Source organism: Corynebacterium sp. ACRQK (genome assembly GCF_022345965.1).
In the GTDB taxonomy this organism is placed as follows: Bacteria; Actinomycetota; Actinomycetes; order Mycobacteriales; family Mycobacteriaceae; genus Corynebacterium.
The window spans coordinates 1-23090 of the sequence record NZ_JAKRMU010000005.1 but is presented as its reverse complement, the minus strand read 5'-3'; the positions used below and the strand labels follow the sequence as shown (position 1 = coordinate 23090).

The 23090-nt window shown below is 62.8% G+C and carries 20 protein-coding genes; 14 read left to right on the top strand and 6 right to left on the bottom strand.

The features are described 5' to 3' along the window. Window positions 1-106 precede the first annotated feature (106 nt). The 5 genes from MHX63_RS06710 to proB all read left to right on the top strand — a co-directional run bounded on the left by MHX63_RS06710 (window position 107) and on the right by proB (window position 6936). A complete protein-coding gene (locus tag MHX63_RS06710) occupies window positions 107-2974 on the top strand; it encodes an Rne/Rng family ribonuclease (RefSeq protein WP_239387817.1) in 2868 nt (955 codons plus the stop codon). Between the two features lie 279 nt (window positions 2975-3253). Next, window positions 3254-3556: a 50S ribosomal protein L21 gene (gene rplU / locus MHX63_RS06705; protein ID WP_239387816.1), complete on the top strand. Its 303-nt coding sequence runs from the start codon at window positions 3254-3256 to the stop codon at window positions 3554-3556. A 45-nt stretch (window positions 3557-3601) separates the two neighbouring features. Beyond that, window positions 3602-3868: a 50S ribosomal protein L27 gene (gene rpmA / locus MHX63_RS06700; protein ID WP_035005351.1), complete on the top strand. Its 267-nt coding sequence runs from the start codon at window positions 3602-3604 to the stop codon at window positions 3866-3868. A 158-nt stretch (window positions 3869-4026) separates the two neighbouring features. Beyond that, on the top strand, window positions 4027-5538 hold the full coding sequence (gene obgE, locus MHX63_RS06695; protein ID WP_239387815.1) for a GTPase ObgE: 1512 nt from the start codon (window positions 4027-4029) through the stop codon (window positions 5536-5538). 138 nt (window positions 5539-5676) lie between these two features. Next, complete coding sequence (gene proB / locus MHX63_RS06690) at window positions 5677-6936, top strand: glutamate 5-kinase (RefSeq protein ID WP_370644047.1); 1260 nt, start codon at window positions 5677-5679, stop codon at window positions 6934-6936. Between the two features lie 78 nt (window positions 6937-7014). On the opposite strand, the gene MHX63_RS06685 is transcribed toward proB, so the two are convergent. Beyond that, window positions 7015-7377 (bottom strand): DoxX family protein, encoded by a 363-nt coding sequence (locus MHX63_RS06685; protein WP_239387813.1) that lies wholly within the window; start codon window positions 7375-7377, stop codon window positions 7015-7017. Window positions 7378-7544: 167 nt separating this feature from the next. On the opposite strand from MHX63_RS06685, the gene MHX63_RS06680 reads away from it, so the two are divergent. After that, window positions 7545-8849: a glutamate-5-semialdehyde dehydrogenase gene (locus MHX63_RS06680; RefSeq protein WP_239387812.1), complete on the top strand. Its 1305-nt coding sequence runs from the start codon at window positions 7545-7547 to the stop codon at window positions 8847-8849. Between the two features lie 58 nt (window positions 8850-8907). Here MHX63_RS06680 and MHX63_RS06675 read toward each other — a convergent pair whose 3' ends face one another. Continuing rightward, complete coding sequence (locus tag MHX63_RS06675) at window positions 8908-9750, bottom strand: YwiC-like family protein (protein ID WP_239387811.1); 843 nt, start codon at window positions 9748-9750, stop codon at window positions 8908-8910. 146 nt (window positions 9751-9896) lie between these two features. Between MHX63_RS06675 and nadD the strand changes: the two genes are divergently transcribed. The 7 genes from nadD (at window position 9897) to holA (ending at window position 16970) form a co-directional block, all read left to right on the top strand. Then, a complete protein-coding gene (gene nadD / locus MHX63_RS06670) occupies window positions 9897-10535 on the top strand; it encodes a nicotinate-nucleotide adenylyltransferase (RefSeq protein WP_370644032.1) in 639 nt (212 codons plus the stop codon). A 56-nt stretch (window positions 10536-10591) separates the two neighbouring features. Beyond that, window positions 10592-11065, top strand: a complete 474-nt coding sequence (gene rsfS / locus MHX63_RS06665; protein ID WP_005296457.1) for a ribosome silencing factor — start codon at window positions 10592-10594, stop codon at window positions 11063-11065. A gap of 19 nt (window positions 11066-11084) precedes the next feature. Then, window positions 11085-11894, top strand: coding sequence for a histidine phosphatase family protein (locus MHX63_RS06660; protein ID WP_239387810.1), 810 nt, complete (start codon window positions 11085-11087; stop codon window positions 11892-11894). A 3-nt stretch (window positions 11895-11897) separates the two neighbouring features. Next, window positions 11898-12983, top strand: coding sequence for a DegV family protein (locus MHX63_RS06655; RefSeq protein WP_239387809.1), 1086 nt, complete (start codon window positions 11898-11900; stop codon window positions 12981-12983). A 136-nt stretch (window positions 12984-13119) separates the two neighbouring features. Further along, entirely contained in the window at window positions 13120-14013 is an 894-nt protein-coding gene (locus MHX63_RS06650; protein WP_239387808.1) for a ComEA family DNA-binding protein, read from the top strand. Next, on the top strand, window positions 13997-15952 hold the full coding sequence (locus MHX63_RS06645) for a ComEC/Rec2 family competence protein (RefSeq protein ID WP_239387807.1): 1956 nt from the start codon (window positions 13997-13999) through the stop codon (window positions 15950-15952). Before MHX63_RS06650 ends, MHX63_RS06645 begins: the two co-directional genes overlap by 17 nt. Window positions 15953-15986: 34 nt before the next feature. Then, a complete protein-coding gene (gene holA / locus MHX63_RS06640; RefSeq protein WP_239387806.1) occupies window positions 15987-16970 on the top strand; it encodes a DNA polymerase III subunit delta in 984 nt (327 codons plus the stop codon). A 74-nt stretch (window positions 16971-17044) separates the two neighbouring features. On the opposite strand, the gene MHX63_RS06635 is transcribed toward holA, so the two are convergent. The 3 genes from MHX63_RS06635 to MHX63_RS06625 all read right to left on the bottom strand — a co-directional run bounded on the left by MHX63_RS06635 (window position 17045) and on the right by MHX63_RS06625 (window position 19382). After that, window positions 17045-18082, bottom strand: coding sequence for an ADP-ribosylglycohydrolase family protein (locus tag MHX63_RS06635; RefSeq protein ID WP_239387805.1), 1038 nt, complete (start codon window positions 18080-18082; stop codon window positions 17045-17047). Between the two features lie 210 nt (window positions 18083-18292). Next, window positions 18293-18556 (bottom strand): 30S ribosomal protein S20, encoded by a 264-nt coding sequence (gene rpsT, locus MHX63_RS06630; RefSeq protein WP_239387804.1) that lies wholly within the window; start codon window positions 18554-18556, stop codon window positions 18293-18295. 226 nt (window positions 18557-18782) lie between these two features. Next, a complete protein-coding gene (locus tag MHX63_RS06625; RefSeq protein WP_239387803.1) occupies window positions 18783-19382 on the bottom strand; it encodes a type II toxin-antitoxin system PemK/MazF family toxin in 600 nt (199 codons plus the stop codon). Between the two features lie 126 nt (window positions 19383-19508). Here MHX63_RS06625 and lepA point away from each other — a divergent pair, with 126 nt between their 5' ends. Beyond that, complete coding sequence (gene lepA, locus MHX63_RS06620) at window positions 19509-21359, top strand: translation elongation factor 4 (protein WP_239387802.1); 1851 nt, start codon at window positions 19509-19511, stop codon at window positions 21357-21359. A gap of 34 nt (window positions 21360-21393) precedes the next feature. Here lepA and MHX63_RS06615 read toward each other — a convergent pair. Next, on the bottom strand, window positions 21394-23090 hold a 1697-nt coding region (locus MHX63_RS06615), incomplete at its 5' end, for an FUSC family protein (protein ID WP_239387801.1).

Genomic DNA, 23090 nt, shown 5'->3' with positions numbered 1-23090 from the left:
GGATGGATATGCAGCGATATGAGACAATGGGATACAGATCGGATGCCCACAACGACGATGCGGCATGGCGATCAGGAAAACTTTGAAGACTTTAAAAGGAGATTTCGTGGCGACTATCAGCCCGGAAATTGCAGCTCAGGCTGCGAAAATTGATCGAGAGAGTGTGGGGGAGAAGGTTCGCGTCCACACTGTTGCCAAGCAGTTGGGGATCCGTGCGACGGACTTCCTGGGCATTCTGGCGGACCACGGCATTGAGGGGAAGAAGACGGCCTCGTCGCTGACTCAGGCGCAGGTCTTTTCTGTTTTGGACGCCCTCAGTGCCAACTCTGAGCCATCTCAGGCGGACGTGAAGCCTGCGGAGGCGGAGGCTTCCGAGGGTTCTGTAGCTGAGGATACTGTGGCTGAGGAACCGAAGAAGAAGCCTGCGAAGAAGGTTACCAAGAAGGCGGCGAAAAAGACCGTCAAGAAGGCGACGAAGAAGACTGCGAAGCGCACTGTAAAGAAGTCTGCCAAGAAGGCAGAACCAGAGCAGAAGCCGGAGCAGGCTGAGGAGGCCGTGAAGTCCGAACCGGAGAAGGCTCAGGAGGGTAACTCCGTGCCGAAGCCGGTTCGCCGCCGCCGAGTCCGCCGAGTTGTGCGCCGTGTGGGAAATGCGCGCCGGGCGGAGGGGTGGGCGTCACAAGAAAAGGGCGAACGCAACAACGACCGCGGTGACGCATCGGAAGAGACCCCCGCGAAGAACGTCGCGCCCGAGGATCTGCACCCGGCCGAGCGGGCCACCGAAGACCTAGTGGACGAGCCGGTGAAGATGAAGGGGTCCACCCGCCTCGAATCGCAGCGCCGCTGGCGGGCGAAGAACCGAGACAAGAACTACAAGGCCATCACCCGCGCCGAGTTCCTGGCGCGCCGCGAGTCCGTGGATCGCACGATGATCGTCCGCGATTCGGAGCGGGCCGATCACAAGGGCATGATGACTCAGATCGGCGTGGTGGAAGACGGCCAGCTGGTCGAGCACTTCGTGGCGGATGCGACGCACCAGTCGCTGATCGGCAACGTGTACCTCGGCCGCGTGCAAAACGTGCTGGGCAGCATGGAGGCCGCCTTCGTGGATATCGGCACAGGCCGCAACGCCGTGCTGTACGCAGGCGAGATGGATTGGCGCTCGCCGCACCTGCACTCCAAGAACCGCAAGATTGACCAGGCGCTGCGCCCGGGCGACCAGATCCTGGTGCAGGTACTGAAGGATCCGATCGGGCACAAGGGTGCGCGCCTGACCAACCGCATTAGCTTCGCGGGCCGTTACCTGGTGTACCTCCCGGCGGGCACGACTGCCGGTATTTCTCGCAAGCTCCCCGCGGGGGAGCGCAAGCGTCTGAAGGACATCCTGGGTGAGGTAATTACCGGCGATGGTGGCGCAATTATCCGCACGGCTGCGGAGAACGCGACGGAAGAGCAGATCACCGAGGATGTGCAACGCCTAGAGAAGCGTTGGCAGGAGATCCAGAAGCTCGAGAACAAGGAACGCAACTCCAAGGGCTCCAAGCCGGTGACGCTGTACGAAGAGCCGAACATGCTGATCCAAGTTGTGCGCGACGTCTTCAACGCGGACTTCTCCGAGCTGATCATCGACGGCGATAAATCCTGGCAGGCCGTGCGCGACTACCTGGGGCGGACCTCCCCTGAGCTGATGGATCGCGTGAACAAGTGGAACCGTGGCAAGCACAACGGCCAGGATGCCTTCGCGCCACTGGACCTGGACCAGCAGTTGGAAAAGGCCATGGCCCGCAAGGTGTGGCTACCTTCGGGCGGCTACCTGATCATCGACCACACCGAGGCCATGACGGTCATCGACGTGAACACCGGCTCTTTTGTGGGCAGCGGCGGCAACCTCGAGGCCACGGTCACGGAGAACAACCTGGAGGCGGCCGAGGAGATCGTCCGCCAGCTGCGCCTGCGCGACATCGGCGGCATGATTGTCGTGGACTTCATCGACATGCTGCTGCAGCAGAACCAGGATCTGGTGTTGCGTCGCCTGTCGGAGTTCCTGGGTCGCGACCGCACGCGCCACAAGCTGGGCGAGGTGACATCGCTGGGTCTGGTGCAGCTGACCCGCAAGCGCCTCGGCACCGGCCTGCTGGAGACCTTCTCCACCCCGTGTGAGGCCTGCGATGGCCGCGGATTCATCATGCACCCGGACCCGGTGGAACAGAAGGATCCAGAGCCGCGACGCGACCACGGGCACCGCAAGGAGCGCCAGCAGGCTAAGAACCAGGGCAGGAACCAGAACCAGGGCAAGGAGTCGGAGAGGAACTACCGCGAGGATACGGGAGCACACCGCGAGGACAAGCACACGCACCGCGAGGACAAGCAGTCCCAGCAACAGTCCCAGCAAAGTGAGTCCAATAAGAGCAAAGCTCAGAATGATAAGCCTCAGCAGGGCACTCGCCGTCGAGTGCGCCGCGTAGTCCGCCGCGGGAACCCGCATGCCGCCCAGGCTGCGGAGCGAGAGCGACAGGGGCGCAACTCCAAGGCGTCTAACAGTGACATCGACAGCATCGTCGCCAACGCCCGCAAGCGCTCCGCCCAGGAGGATCCGGACGAGCCCTCGGCAGCCAACAACGCCGAGCGCCCGGAGCAGAATAAGACCGCGAACACTAGGTCTCGCCGTCGCCGCCGTGTGGTGCGCTCGGCGGACACCGGCGCGCGCAGTGCCCGTTCTTCTTCGGGTCGGGACGCCAACACTTCCTCCGCTAACCGATCCAGGTACGAGGAAGCCAAGCGCGAGTTCGAGGAATCACCACGCCGGAAGCGGCAGACACGGGGCAACTCCAAGTCTGACTTTGCCCCACGGCCGGAGGACTTCGGCGTCACAAAAAATAGTGACGAAAACGGTGCCAAGAAGAGCGCCGAGAACACGTCCAAGAACACCCGTTCGCGTAGCCGGCGCCGGCGAGTGGTGCGCAAGACGAACTAGTTCCGAGCGAAAGCGAAGGGATTTGGTTTTTAGCCCCCTGACCGGGTAGTCTTAACCAGTCGCTGTTCGTTCCGCCGGTGACCAGCCTTAACGCGCGCGTCGCCGGGGACTGTGCGAGTGCACTAGCTTCCAGCAGGGTGCGTTCGCACAGTGTGCACAGAAGTGCCCCGGGCATTTTTTGGGGGAACGAACGCAGCTAAGCAAAAGTAACAGTCAGGATGCTTCCTTCCCGCAGGGGGGCTGCCTGAGCCGATTAGAGAAATAAAGGGGTAGCCCTACATGTACGCGATCGTCAAGACCGGCGGAAAGCAGTACAAGGTTGCCGAAGGTGACCTCGTCAAGGTCGAGAAGATCGAGGGTGAGCCGGGTTCGTCCGTGGCTCTCACCCCGGTTCTCGTCGTCGATGGCGCAAACGTCACCACCGGTGACAAGCTGGCATCTGTAAATGTCAACGCTGAGATCGTGGAGCACGTTCGCGGATCGAAGGTCCGCGGCATGCACTACCGCAACAAGACCGGTTACAAGCGCCGCTACGGCCACCGTCAGACCCTCACGGTTCTGAAGGTCACCGGTATCAAGTAAACTACCGAGACACTTCGATTTTCTTCCTTAAGGAGGGAGAGATTAATGGCACACAAGAAGGGTGCATCTAGCTCCAACAACGGCCGTGACTCCGAGTCCAAGCGTCTCGGTGTGAAGCGCTTCGGCGGCCAGCAGGTCAAGGCCGGCGAGATCCTGATCCGCCAGCGTGGTACCTCTTTCCACCCGGGCGTTAACGTTGGCCGCGGTGGCGACGACACTCTGTTCGCCCTGAAGGCCGGCTCCGTCCAGTTCGCTACCAAGCGCCGCCGTCGCGTGGTGAACATCGTCGAGGACGAGGCAGTAGAGGCCTAAGTTCTAAGGCACTAGCCTTAAAACCATACAAATCCAGTGGATGCAGCGGATGCGTTCACTGGATTTTTTCATTAGGCCGATGTCCCGATAGTCGATAGACTCGGTGTTTAAAGATTTAGGAAGCCCTAGACGGGTTCAGTAGGGGCGAAAGGAAAGCCATGCCACAATTCGTTGATCGCGTAGTGCTGCATTTGCAGGCCGGTGACGGCGGCCACGGCTGTGCCTCTGTCCACCGCGAAAAGTTCGTACCCCTCGGCGGACCCGATGGCGGCAACGGTGGCCACGGTGGAGACATCATCCTGGAGGTTTCCCCGCAGGTACACACCCTATTGGATTTCCACTTCCATCCGCACATCAAGGCCCAGCGTGGCAACAACGGTGCCGGCGATCACCGACACGGTGCGCGCGGGGAAGATCTCGTACTCCAAGTGCCGGAGGGCACCGTGGTGCTTAACTCCAAGGGCGAGGCAATTGCTGACCTGACAGGCAAGGGTACGCGGATGATCGTCGCCGCGGGCGGACACGGCGGGTTGGGGAACGCAGCGCTGGCGTCCAAAAGCAGGAAGGCCCCGGGCTTCGCGCTACTGGGCGAACCTGGTGAGGCGAAAGACGTCATCCTAGAACTCAAGTCCATGGCAGACGTCGGCTTGGTGGGCTTTCCATCGGCGGGTAAGAGCTCGCTGATTTCCGTGCTGTCGGCAGCGAAGCCGAAGATCGCAGACTACCCGTTTACGACCCTGGTGCCGAATCTGGGCGTGGTCAACGTCGGGCACGAGGTATTCACCGTCGCTGACGTGCCGGGCTTGATCCCCGGCGCCAGCGAAGGCAAGGGCCTGGGGCTGGACTTCCTGCGCCACATCGAACGCACCGCCGTTCTGGCCCATGTTGTGGACGCCGCCTCGCTGGAGGCAGACCGCGATCCGGTCGCGGACATCAAGGCCCTGGAAAAGGAGCTAGCCAACTACCAGGAGGAGCTGGCGAGCGATTCCGGGCTGGGCGACCTCCGCGAACGTCCGCGTGTGATCATCCTGAACAAGATGGACGTGCCGGATGCCGCCGACATGGCCGATCTGCAGGAGGAGGAACTAAAGGAATTCGGCTGGCCGATCTTCCGCATCTCCACCGTGGCGCACAAGGGTTTGGATGAGCTGAAGTACGCGCTGCTGGACATTGTGAAGGCCCACCGCAAGGCCAACCCGGTGGAGGAGAAGCCCGCGCAAGTGATTACCCCGAAGGGGCTGCGCAAGCGCTCCGGCGGGCGGTTTGCCGACTTCGAGGTGGAAGCCGACCCGTCCGCCGAGGATGCTTTTATCGTCCGTGGCGAGAAGATCGAACGCTGGATCCGCCAGACCGACTTCGAAAACGACGAGGCCGTGGGCTACCTGGCCGACCGTCTGGCGAAGGCCGGCGTGGAGGAAGCGCTTTACAAGGCCGGCGCAGATGCGGGCAGCGAGGTAACGATCGGGGAGATCACCTTCGAGTGGGATCCGCAGACCGCTGCCGGTGTGGACGTCATGCGCAGTGGGCGCGGCACCGACATCCGCCTGGAGCAGAACACCCGTGCTACCCCAGAGGAGCGCAAGCGTGCCTCGCAGGCCCGCCGTGGCCTGATTGACGAGAACGATTTCGGCGACGGGGAAGTAGCCGAGCGCGAGCGCTGGCAGGGGTAGCTACGTTGAACCAATCTGCACAACCCCGGGAGCGGGGCTGGCATACTGGTGTGTATGTCATCCTCCGATTCCGACATTGCAGACGAAAAAGAGTTCAGTTCAGCCCAGTCCGCGTTTAGCTACGCAGGGCCGGGGGAGATGACTCCCGAATTAGCCACGCCCGTGCCTACCTACGGGCAGAGGCCAGTGCACGAGCCGGGTCCAGTGGTGCCCGCGACGTCCATTGAGTTTCCCGAACCGGAGGCGGACGAAGACGATCCGGCGATGGGGCACGATTCCGATGTACGTGAGGACATCGCCCACGCCCGCCGCCTGGTGGTGAAGATCGGATCTTCCTCCCTGACCGACGACGACGGCCGTGTGGATCCGAACCAGATTGACATGATCGCCGACGCGCTGGAGGCGCGCATGGCGCGCGACACCGACCTCATCGTCGTTTCTTCCGGTGCTGTGGCCTGCGGCATGGGCCCTCTGGAGCTTGCCCAGCGCCCCACCGACCTGGCTACCAAGCAGGCCGCCGCGTCTGTCGGCCAGGTGCTGTTGGCCCAGGAGTGGGCGCGTAGCTTCGCCCGTTACGGTCGTACTATCGGCCAGGTTCTTCTTACTGCTTCGGACGCCGCAGAGCGCGACCGCGCACGCAACGCCCAGCGCACCATCGACCGCTTGCGTCAGTTGAAGGCCGTGCCGATTGTCAACGAGAACGATACGGTTGCTACCTCTGAAATGCGCTTCGGCGACAACGACCGCCTGGCCGCTTTGGTAAGCCACCTGGCTTTCGCGGATGCCTGCGTGCTGCTGTCCGACGTGGACGGCCTGTACGACCGCAACCCGGCCGAGCCAGGTGCCCAGTTCATCGCCGAGGTGAAAACCTCCAAGGATCTGAAGGGCGTGGCCGCAGGCGACGGTGGCCGCCTGGGCACCGGTGGTATGGCGGCGAAGGTATCGGCTGCCCGTCTGGCCTCTCGCGCAGGTGTGCCGGTTCTGCTGACTTCCACGGAGAACATCGGCGCGGCTCTGGATACTGCGGAGGTAGGAACGTGCTTCTGGCCGGATCAGGACCGCCTGAGCGCATGGAAGTTCTGGGTGCTGTACGCCGCAGATTCTTATGGCCAGCTGCACCTGGATGCCGGCGCGGTCCGCGCCGTGACGGAGAATCACAAGTCCTTGCTGTCGGTGGGCATCACCAAGGTCGAGGGCGATTTCTCGCAGCGCGACGTGGTGGACCTGGTGGGGCCGGACGGCAAAATCGTTGGACGCGGCGAGGTTGCTTATGATTCCGCCATGCTGCACGACCTGATTGGCCAGTCAACTTCTGATCTGCCGGAGTTTGCCCGCAGGCCGGTGGTGCACGCCGACTACATGTCCCATTACTCTAACCGGGCGCAGCTTAGGGGCTAGTAGGGGAGTGAGCCCCGGGGCTCCCGTAGGGCTCAAGCTGCGTTAATTCTGCCGACGTTCCGTTGTGTGACGGTGCCCCTACATGGATGACGCATTGAGGGAGAGAACGGCTGCGCTAAGAGCCGTCATTCCCAGGCAGTTAATCCAGAATTCCGATCCGAGGAAGTTCGCCTTAATGTGTGCAGTGATCGCTGAAAGGAAATAGCCCAGTACACCTACTGAGACGGTTGTCGCGACTGAAGCGTTGCCAGTAGCCGTACCGTAAACCAGTCCTGCGGCTGCGAGAGACTTGATCGCGATCAGCGTCCACCACCAATCTTCGGGAAACTTAACCCCCTCAAGACAACGGCGTATGAACCTAGGCGGCTTGATGGAAATCAACGCGTCACCGGCGAGAACGGCGGCCAAAAGGTAGCTACCACCTGTTGCTAGAGAGTTCAATTGGATTCCTTACTGTGAGAATCGAGGACAGAGCGATACATGAAAGTTCGCCTTGAGTTCGAAGAAGCGAATCTTAGGCCATACTACCTTCTCAAAGAGCCAATGCTGTGTTCTGGATTCCTACAACCGAGCGCAGCTTAGGGGCTAATTCGCTAGCATGGGGTGGTATGACGAACTCCAACGACGCTACAGAGAACAAACTTTCCCCGGAACGCCAGGCAGAACGCGACGAGGTTCTAGCCAAGGCGAAAAAGGCCAAGGAGGTCAGTTCCCAGCTGCTGCTGAACACCCAGCAGAAGAACGATCTGCTGGCTGACGCAGCAGATGCGCTGGAGGCAAATGCGGCGGAGATCATCGCCGCCAACGAGAAGGACATTGCAGCAGGCAAGGAGCGCGGCTTCGCCGACTCCCTGCTGGACCGCCTTGCCCTGGACACCGAGCGAATTTCCGGTATTGCCGGCGGTCTGCGCCAGGTTATCGGCCTTTCCGACCCGGTAGGCGAGATCGTCCGCGGACACACCCGCCCCAACGGCCTGCGTATGAAGCAGGTGCGCGTGCCGCTGGGTGTGATGGGCATGGTCTATGAGGCCCGCCCCAACGTCACCGTCGACGCTTTCGGACTGGCCATTAAGTCCGGCAACGTGCCCCTGCTGCGCGGCTCCAAGTCCGCCCGTCACACCAACGAGAAGTTGGTGCAGATCCTGCAGGATGTTGCCGAAAACCACAACCTGCCGCGTGAGCTGGTCCAGCTGCTGCCGTGCGATACCCACGACTCTGTGCAGGACCTGATTACCGCCCGTGGCCTGGTGGATCTGGTTATCCCGCGCGGTGGCGCGGGACTGATCAACGCCGTGGTGCTGGGAGCCACCGTACCCACCATCGAGACCGGTACGGGTAACTGCCACTTCTACGTCGACTCCTCTGCGGACATCGAGGAAGCCACCAAGCTGGTTATCAACGGCAAGACCCGCCGCTGCTCCGTCTGCAACGCCACCGAGGTTGTACTGCTGGATTCCGCCCTGCCGGACCCGGACAAGATCTACGTCCTGGAGGAACTGCAGAAGGCCGGTGTGACCCTGCACGGTGAGAAGAAGCAGCTGGATCCACTGATTAACGATTGTGTTCAGGCGGAGGAAACCGACTGGACCGACGAATACCTGAGCTTTGACATTGCAGTGGCCATTGTCGACGGCGTGGAGGAGGCCGTGACCCACATCAACCGTTACGGCACCAGCCACACTGAGGGCATCGCCGCCCGCGACTACAAGACCACCAGCTACTTCGAGCAGTACGTCGACGCAGCTGCTGTCTCCATCAACACCTCCACCGCCTGGACGGACGGAGAGATGTTCGGCTTCGGCGCGGAGATCGGCATCTCCACGCAGAAGCTGCACGCCCGCGGCCCGATGGGGTTGCCGGAGCTGACGAGCACCAAGTGGGTTATCAACGGCGAAGGCCAGGTTCGCCCCTAAGTGTGGCGGTGGCGCTCACTTTGTCAGTTGAGAAGTGGGCGTCATAAAGAAAGAACAGCTACACCACGAGCGTAAGGCTCGCGCCGAGCGCCAGGACCAGACACATCGGTATTTCCCACATGCCGACCTTCTTAGGCGTCCACTCGCGTGGGTTTGCCTTGGCGATCGGTGGGATCAGCTTGGCTCGCAGGGCAGCGGTGGCCATCACCAGAATCATCAGTGGACCGCTGGCGGTGTAACCACCGTCGAACACGGCCGCGATGGAGGTGATGAGCGTGATCAACAAAGCGATGCGGTGGTAGCGCAGCGAAACCCGCTCGAAGGGCGCGTTATCCCGCTCGCGGATGATGGTCTTCACATAGAAAATCGTGCCCGTGAAATATAAGCCGATGACCAGGGTAGTTACCCAAATGGCGACGGGGGCCTCGCTGAAGAACCACGGCAGGATGGAAAAACCACTGGCCGAAACCGCAACGATGTACATTAGGGCGCTTGCCACTGTGGTGGAGATACCCGAGATGAGGCTACGGGGGCGCCTCCTGAAGACCTCCATCAGAGCCACCGCGATCAGCGGCACAAACGGCACGCACCACCACAGCAATCGCGGCTGCAGATACAACACAATCGCGGAGAAAATGACGGTGAGAGCACCGTACGTCAAAGTAGGCCAGAGATACGCACGGCGGCGGGCAGGGGCACGGGTCTTGAACCACAGGCCGAAGGCGAAGAACGTGAAGTAACCGAAAATCCAGGCCAGCGGCATGAAAGTCAGCGCCAACCACTGCACCGGATTGCCGTAGGACGGAGCGATAACAGCGGCGGTGATCAGCCCCGTGGCGATCGGCAGGAAGAGCATCGCCCATGCGCCGTGCTGGTTTGGAACCCAAGCGTTCGTACTCATCGCTAGATCGGACACTCCCTATTGTTTCACCTATAATTTGGGCGATCCTACGCCCGCACCTCCCCAGACTAGAATCTTCCGGCAGGAAACATAAAGCCCCAGGCGGGCGGAAGCGCGGCCCGGAAGAAGAGAAGGCAGAAACAACAGTGCAGAAGACCACCACACAGCCCACCCGGGTCGGCATCATGGGCGGAACCTTCGACCCCATCCACAACGGGCACCTGGTGGCCGGCAGTGAGGTCGCGGACCTGTTTGACCTGGATGTGGTGATCTACGTGCCCACAGGCCAGCCGTGGCAGAAGAAGCACAAGAAGGTTTCCGCGGCGGAGGATCGCTACCTGATGACGGTCGTCGCCACGGCCTCCAACCCCCGCTTCCTGGTCTCTCGGGTGGATATTGACCGTGGCGGGGATACGTACACCGTGGACACCCTGGCGGACATCCGCGCCGAATACCCCGAGGCCGAGCTGTTCTTTATCACCGGCGCCGATGCGCTGCAGAAGATTGTCACGTGGCGGGACTGGGAGAAAATCTTCGACCTGGCGCACTTCGTGGGTGTCACCCGTCCTGGCTACGAGTTGCCGAAGGACGACGAGGGCAGCGACGATCCGCTATCGAAGGAAGTCGCAGCCGGGCGCCTGTCTTTGGTGGAGATTCCCGCTATGGCCATCAGTTCCACCGACGTGCGCGAGCGGGCGACCAATGGCCGGCCCGTGTGGTACCTGGTGCCCGACGGCGTGGTGCAGTACATCGCCAAGCACGGCATGTACGTTTCCAGCGAATAGCTGGTGGGTTGCTAAACTGGTTGTGTTTTAAACCAATCATGAAGGGCTGAAATTTTTTGACTGCTACTGCAGATTCGATCGCGCTCGCCGGAGTGGCGGCACGCGCAGCGGCCGAGAAGTTGGGGGAGGACATTCTGGTCCTCGATGTCTCGGATCGTTTGGCCATTACGGATGTGTTCGTCATCGTCAGCGGCGATAACGAGCGCATGGTGAACTCCATCGTCGACGAGGTGGAGTACGAGGTGGGCCAGGACGGGCCCAAGCCAACCCGCCGCGAAGGCCGCGGTGAGGGCCACTGGGTGCTGTTGGACTACGGCAATGTTGTGGTGCACGTGCAGCGTAAGGAAGAGCGCGAGTTCTACGCGCTAGACCGCCTGTGGCGCGATGCCCCGCAGATCGAGGTCGAGGGCGTGGAGCAGGTAGACCGCGGAAGCAATTGGGATGCCGATGCAGAGGTAGATGTTCTGGAAGCCACCAGCATCGACGACCTGCCGCTGGCCGGCCCCGCCCCGGACGCGGACGAGCTGTAGAAGCTGATAAGTCTTCACCATGGGCGAGCGCAGGGTCTTTTTGGTCCGTCACGGACAGACGGAGTACAACGCCACGGGGCGTATGCAGGGACAGCTGGATACTGATCTGTCCCCGGTGGGTGTGCAGCAGGCCAAGGTTACCGCGCAGATGCTGGAGGATAAGCGCATCGCGCGGGTGATCGCCAGCGACCTTAAGCGTGCATACGATACGGCGCTGATCCTGGCCGAGCCTTTCGGCTGTGAGGTGACCACCGATACCCGCCTGCAGGAGACGGACCTGGGGCAGTGGCAGGGGGCCTCGCGCGAAGAGGTAGACCGCGATTTCCCAGGCCAGCGAGCGTATTGGCGCCACGATCCCCAGTGGGCTCCTCCGGGTGGCGAGACGCGCCTGGAGGTCGCCGAGCGCGCCTACGCCGTGATAGAGGAGATCATGGCTACCGATGTCTTCGACTACGGCGACGTGATGATCGTCGCCCACGGTGGCACGATCGGTGCGCTTACCGCCCGCCTGCTGGACCTTCCGGTGCGCTACTACCCGGTGTTCACCGGCCTGGGTAATGCCTGCTGGTCGCAGCTTTTGGCCCGCCCGCGTTTTACTGGCGAGGCGGCGGGCACCACTCCGGTGGCAGTCGACGGAAGCACGGTCCCGCTGGTACCTTCCAGCCGCGCTGACTGGTGGAAGTTGCCGCAGTGGCACCTGGAGGGCTGGAACTTGGGCGTGGCCACCGACGCAAGCCCGGACGAGGGTGCCCTTCCAGGTGCTGCCCCTAGTTCTTTTGGTAATGACGCCACCCGCTCCAACCCGCACAACCCCGGCGAAGGTAGGTAGGTAGTGACTGTCCAGATCGTCACCGATTCCTCCTGCTGCCTAACGAAGGAGGTTGCGGAGAAGGCCGGCATCACTGTGCTGGACTTGCACGTGGAGGGTGAAGGGGAAGAACAGACGACCTCGAGCCTGAGCAGCCTGGAGCTGACCGCGAGCTACGCCCGCCTGATGGAGCGCGGCGGGGATGCTGGCGTGCTGGCGCTGCACCTTTCCAAGCAGCTGTCCGCAACGTATGCGAATGCGTGCGTGGCGGCGGGAGTGTTCGACGGCCAGGTGAAGGTTCTGGATACCAAGAGCATCGGCATGGTGCTGGGCTTTGCAGCGCTGAGCGCCGCCGAGGCCGCGCGCGACGGAGCGGACCTGGACACCGTGGTGGCGGTGGCCGAGGAGACATTGAAGAACTCCTCCCTGTGGCTGTACGTTCACCAGCTCGACGTACTGCGCAAGGGCGGGCGCCTGTCGGTGGGGCAGGCGTTGCTGACCTCTACGCTGGCGATTAAGCCAATTCTGCAGGTGACCGAGGGCAAGCTGACATTGGCGGCGAAGACCCGTACCCAGGTCAAGGCGATGGATCGCGTGGTGGATCTGGTGCGCCGACTGGTGATCGACGAGGCCGTGGCGGGCAAAGGCAACCCGCGTGACGTGCAGATTGCCGTGCACCACAGTGATGCCGAGGACCAGGCAGTGGATCTATCTGCGCGGCTGGGGGAGATGATTGAGCAGCTGAACCAGCTGGAAGTCCCAACCGAGCCGCCGGAGCCGCGCCCGCACTCGCTGCGCAGGCAGGTTCGGATAGAGACCTGGAAGTCCTTGCCACAGGTAGAGGTCAGTATCGTGAGCATTCCGGAGGTTTTGCAGCTGCACGTGGGGCAAGGGGCACTGGGCGTGGCGGCGACGCTGCGAGGTGCGGCGGAGAGCGCCACGCCGACTGAAGCAGCGGCAGAAGCTGCCGGCACAGAAGCAGACGATTCTGCCGAGGCAGCGGCAGATAAGTCCGCCGAGACTGAAGAGGTGCCGGATGCACCCGAAACATCCGGGGCGAACGGCGAGAAGGCCGAGGATAACGGTGCAGAGAGCAGCGACACCGAGTAACTCAGGAGGGGCTACAAGGAGCTTCTACTCGCCGGTTATCCACAGGGGAGGGGTTTTCCACAGCTTCCTGGGGTTTTGGTGTGCCGGTTGCGGTATCTGACGACTGGCGGTCTATAGGGCATGTTCTGATCGGCGCATGTCCACACGACGCATCAGGCAGAGTTCTGCTGACAAGGTTCGCGCCCGCGCCGAGGCTCTAGCCCAGCCCATGCCGGAGCATGAGCTCGCCAACGTTGACCTAGACACGCACACGGTCATTGGCAGCACAGCATCCAGGGGGCTTATCGTCACGGTGGTCGTGGCTGTTCTCATCAGCGTCACGTTCTTCGCCTGCCAACGGCAAGACCCGGACGATGGGGCGGGAGCGGGCGGCGCCGACATGCTGGCGAGCACTAACGCTCCCGGGGTAGCCGATAGAACTGCAGAAGCAGGTGGCGGTGGCGCAGCGGCAACTGGCTCGGGGGAAGCCACAGCGGGGGACGATGGCCAGGCTAACGAGCAGGACGATCACCAGGAAGTCGTGGTGAGCGTGCAGGGTATGGTGCATCACCCCGGGCTGCTTCGGGTGCAGGTGAGCACTCGGGTGGGCGAGGCCATAGAAGCCGCAGGTGGCGGTTTGCCTAAGGCGGTCGTGCTGGGCATCAATCTGGCGGAACCGGTCAGCGATGGCATGCAGATCGTGGTGGATGATCGTGGCTCGCGCGTGGTGTACACCGGGGGAGCGCAAGCCGCGCCGGGTGGTGCCGGAGGAACAGGCGCGGACGGGGCTAAGCCTGATGGGGCAGGAAGTAGGCCTGCAGCGCAGGGAGGTAAGCCCGAGGGTGCAGACGGCGCAGAGGGCAAGGTGAACCTCAACACCGCGGACGCCGCGCAGCTGGAAACTATCAGTGGCATCGGCCCAGCCACCGCCGAGGCCATCATCGCTTGGCGAGAATCCAACGGCTCCTTCACCAGTATCGAGCAGCTCCTGGACGTCCGAGGCATCGGCCCGGCGAAGTTCGAAGCGATGCGCGATGCCGTCACAATCTAGCTCGCTGGCGTTGGGCGCGCCGGAGCCGTTCAGTCCGGAAGCCGTCACCAAAGCCCGCGGTGTTGATCTGCGGCTTGTCCCCGTCGCGCTCGGGTGTTGGCTCATGGCCGCCGCGATCATCCTGACCCGCAGCTTCTGGCCGCTTGCCATCGGAGGGCTCGTCACGCTCGCCAGCGCCACCTGGTGGTGGCACGCCCGCCGCAGCTACGGAGCCCCGTGGCGCCGCCTTCTCGCGCGCAGCGTTGCGACTGTTGGAGCCGTTGCCAGCGCGGTGGGTCTGGGCACGTGGTGGCGGATCTTTCTTATTGACGCCCAGCCGCTACTGCAAGACCTTTCCACTCAAGCAGGCGGTGTGCAGCAGCGGGTAACGGTGGCGGGCCTGCCGAAACAAGTCGCGGAGGGCACGGTGCTGGTTCCCGTGGACGTCGACAGCCTGGGGGAAGTGCCGCTTTTTCTACGCCCCGATTTGGCCGGGGCAGAAGCTGGAGCCGGAGCTGCAGACGGAGGCACAGCGGGCGCCGGCGACTTCACGGCTCTACAACCCGGCATGAGCTTCGACATTGCCGCCACCTTGCGCCCCGCCCGCGGGGCGGAGATGGTTCCGGTCACCCTGTCCGCCACCCGCGCGCCGGAGAACATCACCGAGCCGGAAGGTATATGGGCCGTCACCGCCTGGCTGCGTGAAGGCTTCCACGCGCTGTGCGCTGACCTGCCGTGGGAAGCCGGGAAGATCCTGCCCGGCATGGTGTTGGGGGACGTCAGCATGCAGGATTCCACTCTGCGCAATCAGTTCACCGTCACTGGGCTAAGCCACCTCAGCGCGGTTTCTGGATCCAATGTCGCGGTAGTCACCGGAGCCGCGTTGGTGCTGGCCACGGCCTGCCGGGCGGGGCGCCTCACCAGGCTGCTGGTGGCAGCCGGCGCTCTGGTGGCCTTCGTGCTGCTGGTCGGCCCGGAACCCAGTGTGCTGCGCGCGGCGATCATGGGCAGCGTCGGGCTGGTGGCGGTGGCCTCGGCGCGCTGGACGGACATCATCGCCTCCCTGAGTGCGGCCATCATTGTCCTGATGGTGCTTTCCCCAGGCATGGCCATAAGCTACGCCTTCGTGCTCTCTGTGGCGGCAACGGCGGGCATCGTGGTGGTGCTGCCTTGGTGGTCAAAAGCCGTGCTGGCTAGGATGCCGCTGATTCCCTGGCTGCCCGTGCACGAGCGGCCCACCCAGCTGCAGGCGATGGTGGTGCGCATGGTCCTCGTGGCGATCGCAGCGGATCTGGTGACCATCCCGATCATCGTCCACATGACGGGGAAAGTCTCCCTGGTCGCGGTGATCTGCAATCTGGCGGTGACTGCGGTGGTTCCAGTGATCACCGTTCTTGGGCTCGTGGCAGCATTGCTGGCGGCGATCTACCCACCGGTGACGATGTTGCTGGCCAAGATCGTCGTCGCCCCAGCAGTGCCGTGTGCGGCATGGGTACTGCAGGTGGCCCGCACGGGATCTGGCGCGCCCATGCTTGCCACCCCAGGCGGATGGGCATGGGCGGGCATCGCCAGCGCCCTGTTGGCTGTAGTGCTGGCGAGCGTCCGCTACGCCCGCTACTGGCGCACACTCCGGTGGGGCTGGGCCACGCTTGTGTGCGGGATGCTGATGCTGGGGGTGTGGGGACGAGGGGGCGTCATAAAACTAGAAAAACCACACGTATCCGCAGCAATCAAGACAGGGCCAGTGGACCTAGACGGCAAGGCAGTGTTTCAAGTTCGCGACGACGATCAGGCGATGCGGCAGCTACAAGCGATCGACGCAGCCGTGGCGGAGAAAGGAGGAACACAACAGGTGGCGGTGATCGTGACGCAGTGCGGGAAACCGCATGGCAGGCCCAGCTTCCTGCCCAACGGGGTGCCCGTGTACTACCCGTGTAAGGACAAGGTGGAGATCCGTTAGAAGTCGCGCGCGCAGATCTGGCAAGATCGAACCCATGAACCGCCCCGAGCCCCCCGCACCCATCAACCTGATCGTCGGCGGCGACGACTTCCTGGCCGAACGGCGCAGGCAGGCCATCGTTGACCAAGCGCGGGCCGCAAGCGGAGACCCAAACCTGCCGGTAGAGATGCGCAAAGCCTCGGAACTCAGTGCACCCGAACTGGCCGAACTGTTAAGCCCCAGCCTGTTCGCCGAAGACCGCATTGTGGTCGTCACCGGCGTGGAGGATACGGGCAAGGAGATCGTCGGGCTGCTGGAACAAGCCATCAAAGATCCTGCCGACGGGGTGGTGCTGATCATCGTGCACACCGGTAAGGGCCGTAACAAGAAGCTGGTGGATAGCTGGCCGAAACTTGGCGCGGTGGTATTCCAAGCTGGGGCGCTCAAGGGCCGCGAGCAGCTGGCCTTCATCGACCAAGAGTTCCGCAGCCAGGGCGCGCGTGTGACCCGCGAAGTGTGCGAACTGCTGCTGGATGTGGTGGGCAGCGACCTGCGCCAGCTGGCCAGCGCCATCAGCCAGCTAGTCGCCGATACGGACGGCCACGTGGACGCCGCAGCGGTGAAGCGCTACTACCAGGGCAAGGCAGAGGTCAGCGGCTTTGAAGTAGCCGACTATGCCATCGCCGGAAACGTCCGTGCTGCGGTGGCGCTGGCGCGCCGGGCGCTACAGCTGGGCGTGGCGCCGGTGCTGCTGGCCAGCGCATTGAGCACCGGGATCGCGGACATTGCGAAGGTAGCGGGCGCGGGCAATATCAACTCTCGCCGAGATGCGGCGAAGTTCGGCATGGCGCCGTGGAAACTGGACAAGACGCTCCGTACCGCCCGACGCTGGACCACCCCCATGATCGCACAGGCTGTGCAGATCACCGCGGAGTTAGATGCGGGCGTGAAGGGCCACAGCGCCGACCCCGACTTTGCAGTCGAGAACGCGGTGCGGAAAATCGCGCACGTCGCTGGCGGACAGACAGCGCGCAGATAGCACAGTGCTGGCGGGCAGACAGCGCGCAGATAGCGCAGCGGGTACAGCGCGCAGATAGCGCAGCGGGTACAGCGCTAGTGGGCGCTGAAGCCCTTCCACACGCCGAAGTGCACAGCGTCGTCGTAGCGGGACTCGAAATCGTACTCGCGGGTTTCCTCCCACGCGGCCACTCCACCCTCCAGGTGAGAGCCGATGAGCGCGCCGGTCAGCGACGCGCGAGTGTTGCGATTGCCCGGCCAGTTCACGGCAACGTGCAGGAAGTCGTGCGGGGCGTACTGATCCTGATTATCCAGGTATAGCTGAGCCAACAGTAGTGCGGAGGCGGTGCAGGAGCCTGCGTCCCACCCACGGCCCAGAATCTGCACAAACTTGCCGCTGTTGCGGTAGAGCTCCTCGAAGTCGCCCTGCTGCAGGAATGGGGTGAGGTGCTCGTGGACGGCGCTGACGCGCGAGATCAGCTCGCTCAACGGAACGTCGGGGCCGGTCAGATCCGTAATCAGAGCTTCGTCCAGGTCCGTGAGGATGTCCAGCTTCTCCTCGTTGGTCAGCAGGCTATCGTTGTCAAAGTTCTCATCGCCGGCCAGCCCTTCTGCGACGTCGAGCAGGCGGGTGCCCTTCTTAGCAGCCAGCATGCAGGCCACCATGGCGCATGCCGCGCGGGCCACGCCCGAGTCGTGAGTCAGGATGCCCTGCAGTACGGACCAGCCCACGCCCTTTTCGGCGGGAGCGAGCAAAGCACTGGCCGCCACGCGCATCACGGCACCTGAACCACCCGAGTGCGTAGCCACATCGTCCCAGTGCTCTGCCCCGAGCAGGCTCAGCCGATCCAGCGACTCGGTGTTCGACGCGCCGGGGTGGCGGTCGTAATCCCGGTCACCGTGGTAGTTGATGAAGTGCTGGCCGATGGCCTGCATGCCCTCTTCGCGGTCCAGATCCCCGTCGTCGATCTCCGTCATCGCGGCGCACAGAGCCAGGGTCATCTGCGTAGCGTCGCTGATCACCAGCGAATCGGGTAGCGGGGTGCGGTCGGGCTGCGGCTCGTTCTGGTACGGGTAACCCCACGCATCGCCCAGGGCGGTGCCGAGTAGGGCTGAGCGGAAGCGATCCTTCATCCCTTTGTCGAACTCCTTCGAAAAGTCATTAGCAGCGATCAGCTGAGGCTGTATCAGCCCTTGATCTAGCTCTTAAGCTTAGGACATAACGAAAACCCGCACCCGGGGGAGGTTGTTGCTGTTGTTGCTTTGTGACGCAACGTCTCAACCTCTGTGAAAGGGTGCGGGCCTCGATACAGGCAAGTGCCGGTTAGAAAAGCTTTGGAGAGCTTAGGACATCTTGTTGAAGCGTGCGGCCATGCCGGACTTCTTGTTTGCCGCGTTGTTGCGGTGGATGGTGCCCTTGGTGACGGCCTTGTCGTAGAAGCGGGAAGCGACGCGCAGCTGAGCCTCAGCGGCCTCCTTATCGCCAGCCTCCACGGCGACGTTGAACTTGCGGGTCTCGGTGCGCAGGCGGGAACGGATAGCCTGGTTGCGCTTGCGAGCGATCTCGTTGGTGAGAACGCGCTTCTTCTGCTGCTTGATGTTTGCCATGGTGGCGTGCCTCTTCTTTCAAAAAAGTTTTCGGAAAAAATTTGTTCAGGGGAGCGGGCTCCCGCCGTGGCCGCGCGGTCTCTAACATCCCACCCAAGGTCCTGTGGGATGCGGCGTGGCCTCGCAGTACGTACCAACAACTAACGCTGGTGCTAGTGGCTGGTGTTAGCAGCACTGTGAACTCGGGAAATGTTAGCAGCAGGGGTAAAGAAAAGGCAAAAAGCGTCTAGCCCCAGCCGTACTCCTGGCGCAGCACGTTGGCGACCCGATCGAAACGGCGGGAGGGCAGCGGAATGCCACGGCGTTGGATGTGGGATTCCGGCACCTGCAGCACCTTATCTATACGCACCCAGCTATCCCTGTCCGCACCGGAGCTCCACGGTCCGGTGCCGATGGGGATCCAAATGGGCTGTTCCGCGTGCTCCTCGCGGGAGGAGATCAGCAAGGTGAGTAGCCGGTGATTCTTGCGTCCGACGACAAGCACTGCGCGCCGCTCAGGGGGTACGCCCTTCTTCGGGCGAATGTCCGCCCACACCACTTCGCCAGCATCTGCCTGCCCATCCATGTCCGGAATATAAGTGACGGGGCGGGCGAGCTCGCGGCTGGCGGTTTTGATGGTTTCGTCCCGGTCACCCGCCAAGCCGGCGTACTCCGCGCCCATCCCAAGGTGGGCATTTAGCTCCGCGATGCCGCGTTTCAGAGCCTGCCTACGCGTGAAACGGCGGATATAAAAACGCTGGAAGAACCCCTTGATGGCCCCAATGGGATTGCGGGATTTCCCCCGTGGGGGCGTCACATCCACAACACTTCCTTCGAAACCAGCCATATGTGACAGATTACCCGAACCGCGTGCTCGCAGTAACTCGCAGTAATAAGGTTCGCAGCTAAACCCCGTCTGCTACCTCCAGGCCGATGCATAGTAGGGTTACGCATAAGCGAAAGAGGAGGGCAAATGGCAGCCAAGCAGAAGCATTACGCCACAGAGACGTTCACGGACCCAGAGAGGATCCGCAACTTCTGCATCATTGCCCACATTGACCACGGCAAGTCCACCCTGGCGGACCGTATCCTGCAGATGTCGGGCGTAGTCGAGGACCGCGACATGCGCGACCAGTACCTCGACAACATGGACATCGAGCGCGAGCGTGGCATCACGATTAAGGCGCAGAACGTGCGCCTGCCCTGGGTGCCGAAGACAGGTGCGCACGCGGGCGAAGAGCTGGTGATGCACCTGATCGATACGCCTGGCCACGTGGACTTCACTTACGAGGTCTCCCGCGCCCTCGAGGCGTGTGAGGGTTGCATCCTGCTGGTCGACGCAGCCCAGGGCATCGAAGCACAGACGCTGGCGAACCTGTACCTGGCGATGGAAAACGACCTGGAAATCATCCCGGTTCTGAACAAGATCGACCTGCCCGCGGCGGACCCGGAGAAGTACGCCCTGGAGATCGCACACATTATCGGCTGCGAGCCGGAGGACGTGCTGCGCGTATCCGGCAAGACTGGCGAGGGCGTATCCGAGCTGCTGGATAAGGTCTGCGAGCTGGTGCCCGCGCCCGTCGGCGATGCCGATGCCCCCGCCCGCGCCATGATCTTCGACAGCGTGTACGACATCTACCGTGGCGTGGTGACCTACGTGCGCATGATGGACGGCCGGCTGGAATCCCGCCAGAAGATCGAGATGATGAGCAGTGGCGCGACCCACGAGACCCAGGAGATCGGCGTGGTTTCCCCGGAGCCGACGAAGACCAAGGGCCTGGGCGTGGGCGAGGTCGGCTACATCATCACCGGTGTGAAGGACGTTCGCCAGTCCAAGGTGGGCGATACGATCACCTGGGCCGTCAACGGCGCGGAAACCCCGCTGAAGGGCTACCAGGAGCCGACCCCGATGGTGTACTCCGGCCTGTTCCCGATCAGCGCTGACCAGTACCCGGACCTGCGCGAGGCTATCGAGAAGCTGCAGCTCAACGATGCCTCCCTGACCTTCGAGCCAGAGACTTCCGTGGCTCTGGGGTTTGGCTTCCGCTGTGGCTTCCTGGGCCTGCTGCACATGGAGATCACCCGCGCCCGCCTGGAGCGGGAGTTCGACCTGGACCTGATCTCCACTGCGCCTTCCGTGGTGTACCGCGTGGTCAAGGAGGACGGCAGCGAGGTAATGGTGCGCAACCCTTCGGACTGGCCGGGTGGCAAGATGCGCGAGATCTACGAGCCGATCGTGAAGATGACCGTGATCGTGCCGGCGGAGTTCCTGGGCGCGACGATGGAGCTGTGCCAGTCCAAGCGCGGCCAGATGGGCGGCATGGACTACCTCTCTGAGGATCGCGTGGAGCTGCGCTACACCATGCCTCTGGGTGAGATCATCTTCGACTTCTTCGACCAGCTGAAGTCCCGCACCAAGGGCTACGCCTCGCTGAACTACGAGGAAGCGGGCGAGCAGCTGGCTGACTTGGTGAAGGTGGACATCCTGCTGCAGGGCGACCCGGTGGACGCGTTCAGCGCTATTGTCCACCGCGAGAATGCCCACTGGTACGGCAACAAGATGACCGTGAAGCTCAAGGAGCTCATCCCGCGCCAGCAGTTCGAAGTGCCGGTGCAGGCCGCCATTGGCTCCAAGATCATCGCCCGCGAGAACATCCGCGCCCTGCGCAAGGACGTTCTTTCCAAGTGCTACGGCGGCGACGTGTCACGTAAGCGCAAGCTGCTGGAGAAGCAGAAGGAAGGCAAGAAGCGCATGAAGGCCATCGGTTCGGTTTCTGTTCCGCAGGAGGCCTTCGTCGCGGCTCTGTCTACTGACGCCGACTAGATCTGCCGACTAGATCTTTTGACGCCCATTAGGCTCAGCCGAGCTGGCGCACCGCCGCGGCCAGGCGGTTGATCTCGCTTAAGGAGAGCTCCTCGTCCGCGTGGGCATTGCAGTAATCCAGCAGGGTATATCCGGTGAGCTGCAGTTGGTTGTGCTTGGCCCACATGCTGCGCGCATAGGGCGAGTTGTTGTTGATCATCTTCATCATGTGCTTGCGCTCGCTGAGCAGCTCGAACTGCAGATCGCGGCGCGCGTAGAGCGCGCGGTCCGGCGGGTTCATCAGCAAAGCGCCTAGTAGGGCACCCATTGCCGCTTCGCAGTGGCCTGCAAGGCGGCGGTGGTAGTGGGCGTCCGACGTAGTACGCCAAAGCCACAAGAAGATAAACGAGCAGATAACCGCAATACACACCTCGGCGAGGCGGTCGATCACCACGTCGCCGAGCGGGCGGTCGAGAGAGTTGCCCATCATCAGCGCCATGGGGGTGGTGAAGATGACGGTGAACGCATAGTTCTTAACGATGAAGAACTCGGCGGCGAATTGGCAGGCAGCCAGCAAGAACAGCAGGGGGAGGCCGCCGATCTGGAAGGCATGGGCGATGGCGAACAGGACAATGCCCAGCACGGATCCTAAGAGTCGGTGGACGCCGCGGATGGTACCGGGGATCTTCTCCGGGCCCCATTGCAGGATCAGCAGGGCGGTGATCACTCCCCAGTCGGGGCGGTCCAGGTCCAACCAGATAGTGATGGCACAAGAGACCAGGCTGGCCAGCACGACCTTTTCCATGCTGAGCTCCGCATGGCTGTGGATATTGAGTGAACGGCCGAAGCGGTACTTCACTGATGGCTTGTGGTGTGGGATTGCGGTGCGGGTGGGGTCGACCATGCCGTTGGTATCGGAGAAGTCCTCGTCCGTATCCACGTAGCCCGAGTGCGCACTGGCGGCCATGAGTTTCTGGCGGGCCTGCTGCACCTGCACCACCAGGTCGCGTTGTGATTCGCGGACGACCCTGCCGCCGGAGACGATGCCCGCGCCCATGAGCGTGGTCCACGCCTCGGAAAGGGAAGTGCGAGCCAGGTAGTAGTTGCCGGGGCTTGGATCCTCAGCGAAGTCTGCTACTGCGTTGTTAAGAGTGCGAATGGCCCGCTGCTCGGGGCCGCGCGGATTAAGCAGGGCGGGGAACATGCCCACGATGATGGCGACGAACGCGCCGAACAAGGCCCAACCGCCGATGGCTAGCGGGTTGAGGTCGTTGCGGGCGATCATCGTGGCACCGCCGGAGACCATGACGATGAAGAAGCCGCCTGGCGGCGGCAGGCGCAGTGCGTTCTGGGTGTAGGTGAACACGCCGGAGAGGAAGGTGCAGTACACGCCGGCGATGAGTAGCCACCAGTGTGAGCCGCCAGAATCCATGTGCTCCCACATCATCTTGCCCAGCCAGGCGGCGATGGTGGGGCAGGCGGCCAGCAGGACGGCGGAGAACGCCATCACCTTCAGGCGGATGCGGTACGGCAGATTGCCGCCGTAGATGACGGTGAACGCTCCGCCAGCAACTAGCAACATCGCATCGGTGTGGCCCAACGACCATGCGATAGTGCCGGGGATCAGCAACGACAGTGCGGCTCGCAGTCCACCAGCCCAGCCCGAGGCTTTTGAGTTGAAGGTACTGAACAGTTCCCAAGCGCTCGGGCGTTGGGGGATGGGGAACTCCGCGGGGTTGCGCGGGGGCTTCG

Excerpts from the sequence above, each read along its gene's own strand:
- MHX63_RS06650 (WP_239387808.1), top strand. The coding sequence starts at position 13,120 with ATGTCCACACGACGCATCAGGCAGAGTTCTGCTGACAAGGTTCGCGCC.
- MHX63_RS06645 (WP_239387807.1), top strand. The coding sequence starts at position 13,997 with ATGCCGTCACAATCTAGCTCGCTGGCGTTGGGCGCGCCGGAGCCGTTC.
- rpmA (WP_035005351.1), top strand. The coding sequence starts at position 3,602 with ATGGCACACAAGAAGGGTGCATCTAGCTCCAACAACGGCCGTGACTCC.
- MHX63_RS06680 (WP_239387812.1), top strand. The coding sequence starts at position 7,545 with ATGACGAACTCCAACGACGCTACAGAGAACAAACTTTCCCCGGAACGC.
- rpsT (WP_239387804.1), bottom strand. The coding sequence starts at position 18,556 with ATGGCAAACATCAAGCAGCAGAAGAAGCGCGTTCTCACCAACGAGATC.
- MHX63_RS06675 (WP_239387811.1), bottom strand. The coding sequence starts at position 9,750 with ATGAGTACGAACGCTTGGGTTCCAAACCAGCACGGCGCATGGGCGATG.
- MHX63_RS06625 (WP_239387803.1), bottom strand. The coding sequence starts at position 19,382 with ATGGCTGGTTTCGAAGGAAGTGTTGTGGATGTGACGCCCCCACGGGGG.
- rplU (WP_239387816.1), top strand. The coding sequence starts at position 3,254 with ATGTACGCGATCGTCAAGACCGGCGGAAAGCAGTACAAGGTTGCCGAA.
- proB (WP_370644047.1), top strand. The coding sequence starts at position 5,677 with ATGACTCCCGAATTAGCCACGCCCGTGCCTACCTACGGGCAGAGGCCA.
- obgE (WP_239387815.1), top strand. The coding sequence starts at position 4,027 with ATGCCACAATTCGTTGATCGCGTAGTGCTGCATTTGCAGGCCGGTGAC.
- MHX63_RS06635 (WP_239387805.1), bottom strand. The coding sequence starts at position 18,082 with ATGAAGGATCGCTTCCGCTCAGCCCTACTCGGCACCGCCCTGGGCGAT.
- holA (WP_239387806.1), top strand. The coding sequence starts at position 15,987 with ATGAACCGCCCCGAGCCCCCCGCACCCATCAACCTGATCGTCGGCGGC.
- lepA (WP_239387802.1), top strand. The coding sequence starts at position 19,509 with ATGGCAGCCAAGCAGAAGCATTACGCCACAGAGACGTTCACGGACCCA.
- MHX63_RS06660 (WP_239387810.1), top strand. The coding sequence starts at position 11,085 with ATGGGCGAGCGCAGGGTCTTTTTGGTCCGTCACGGACAGACGGAGTAC.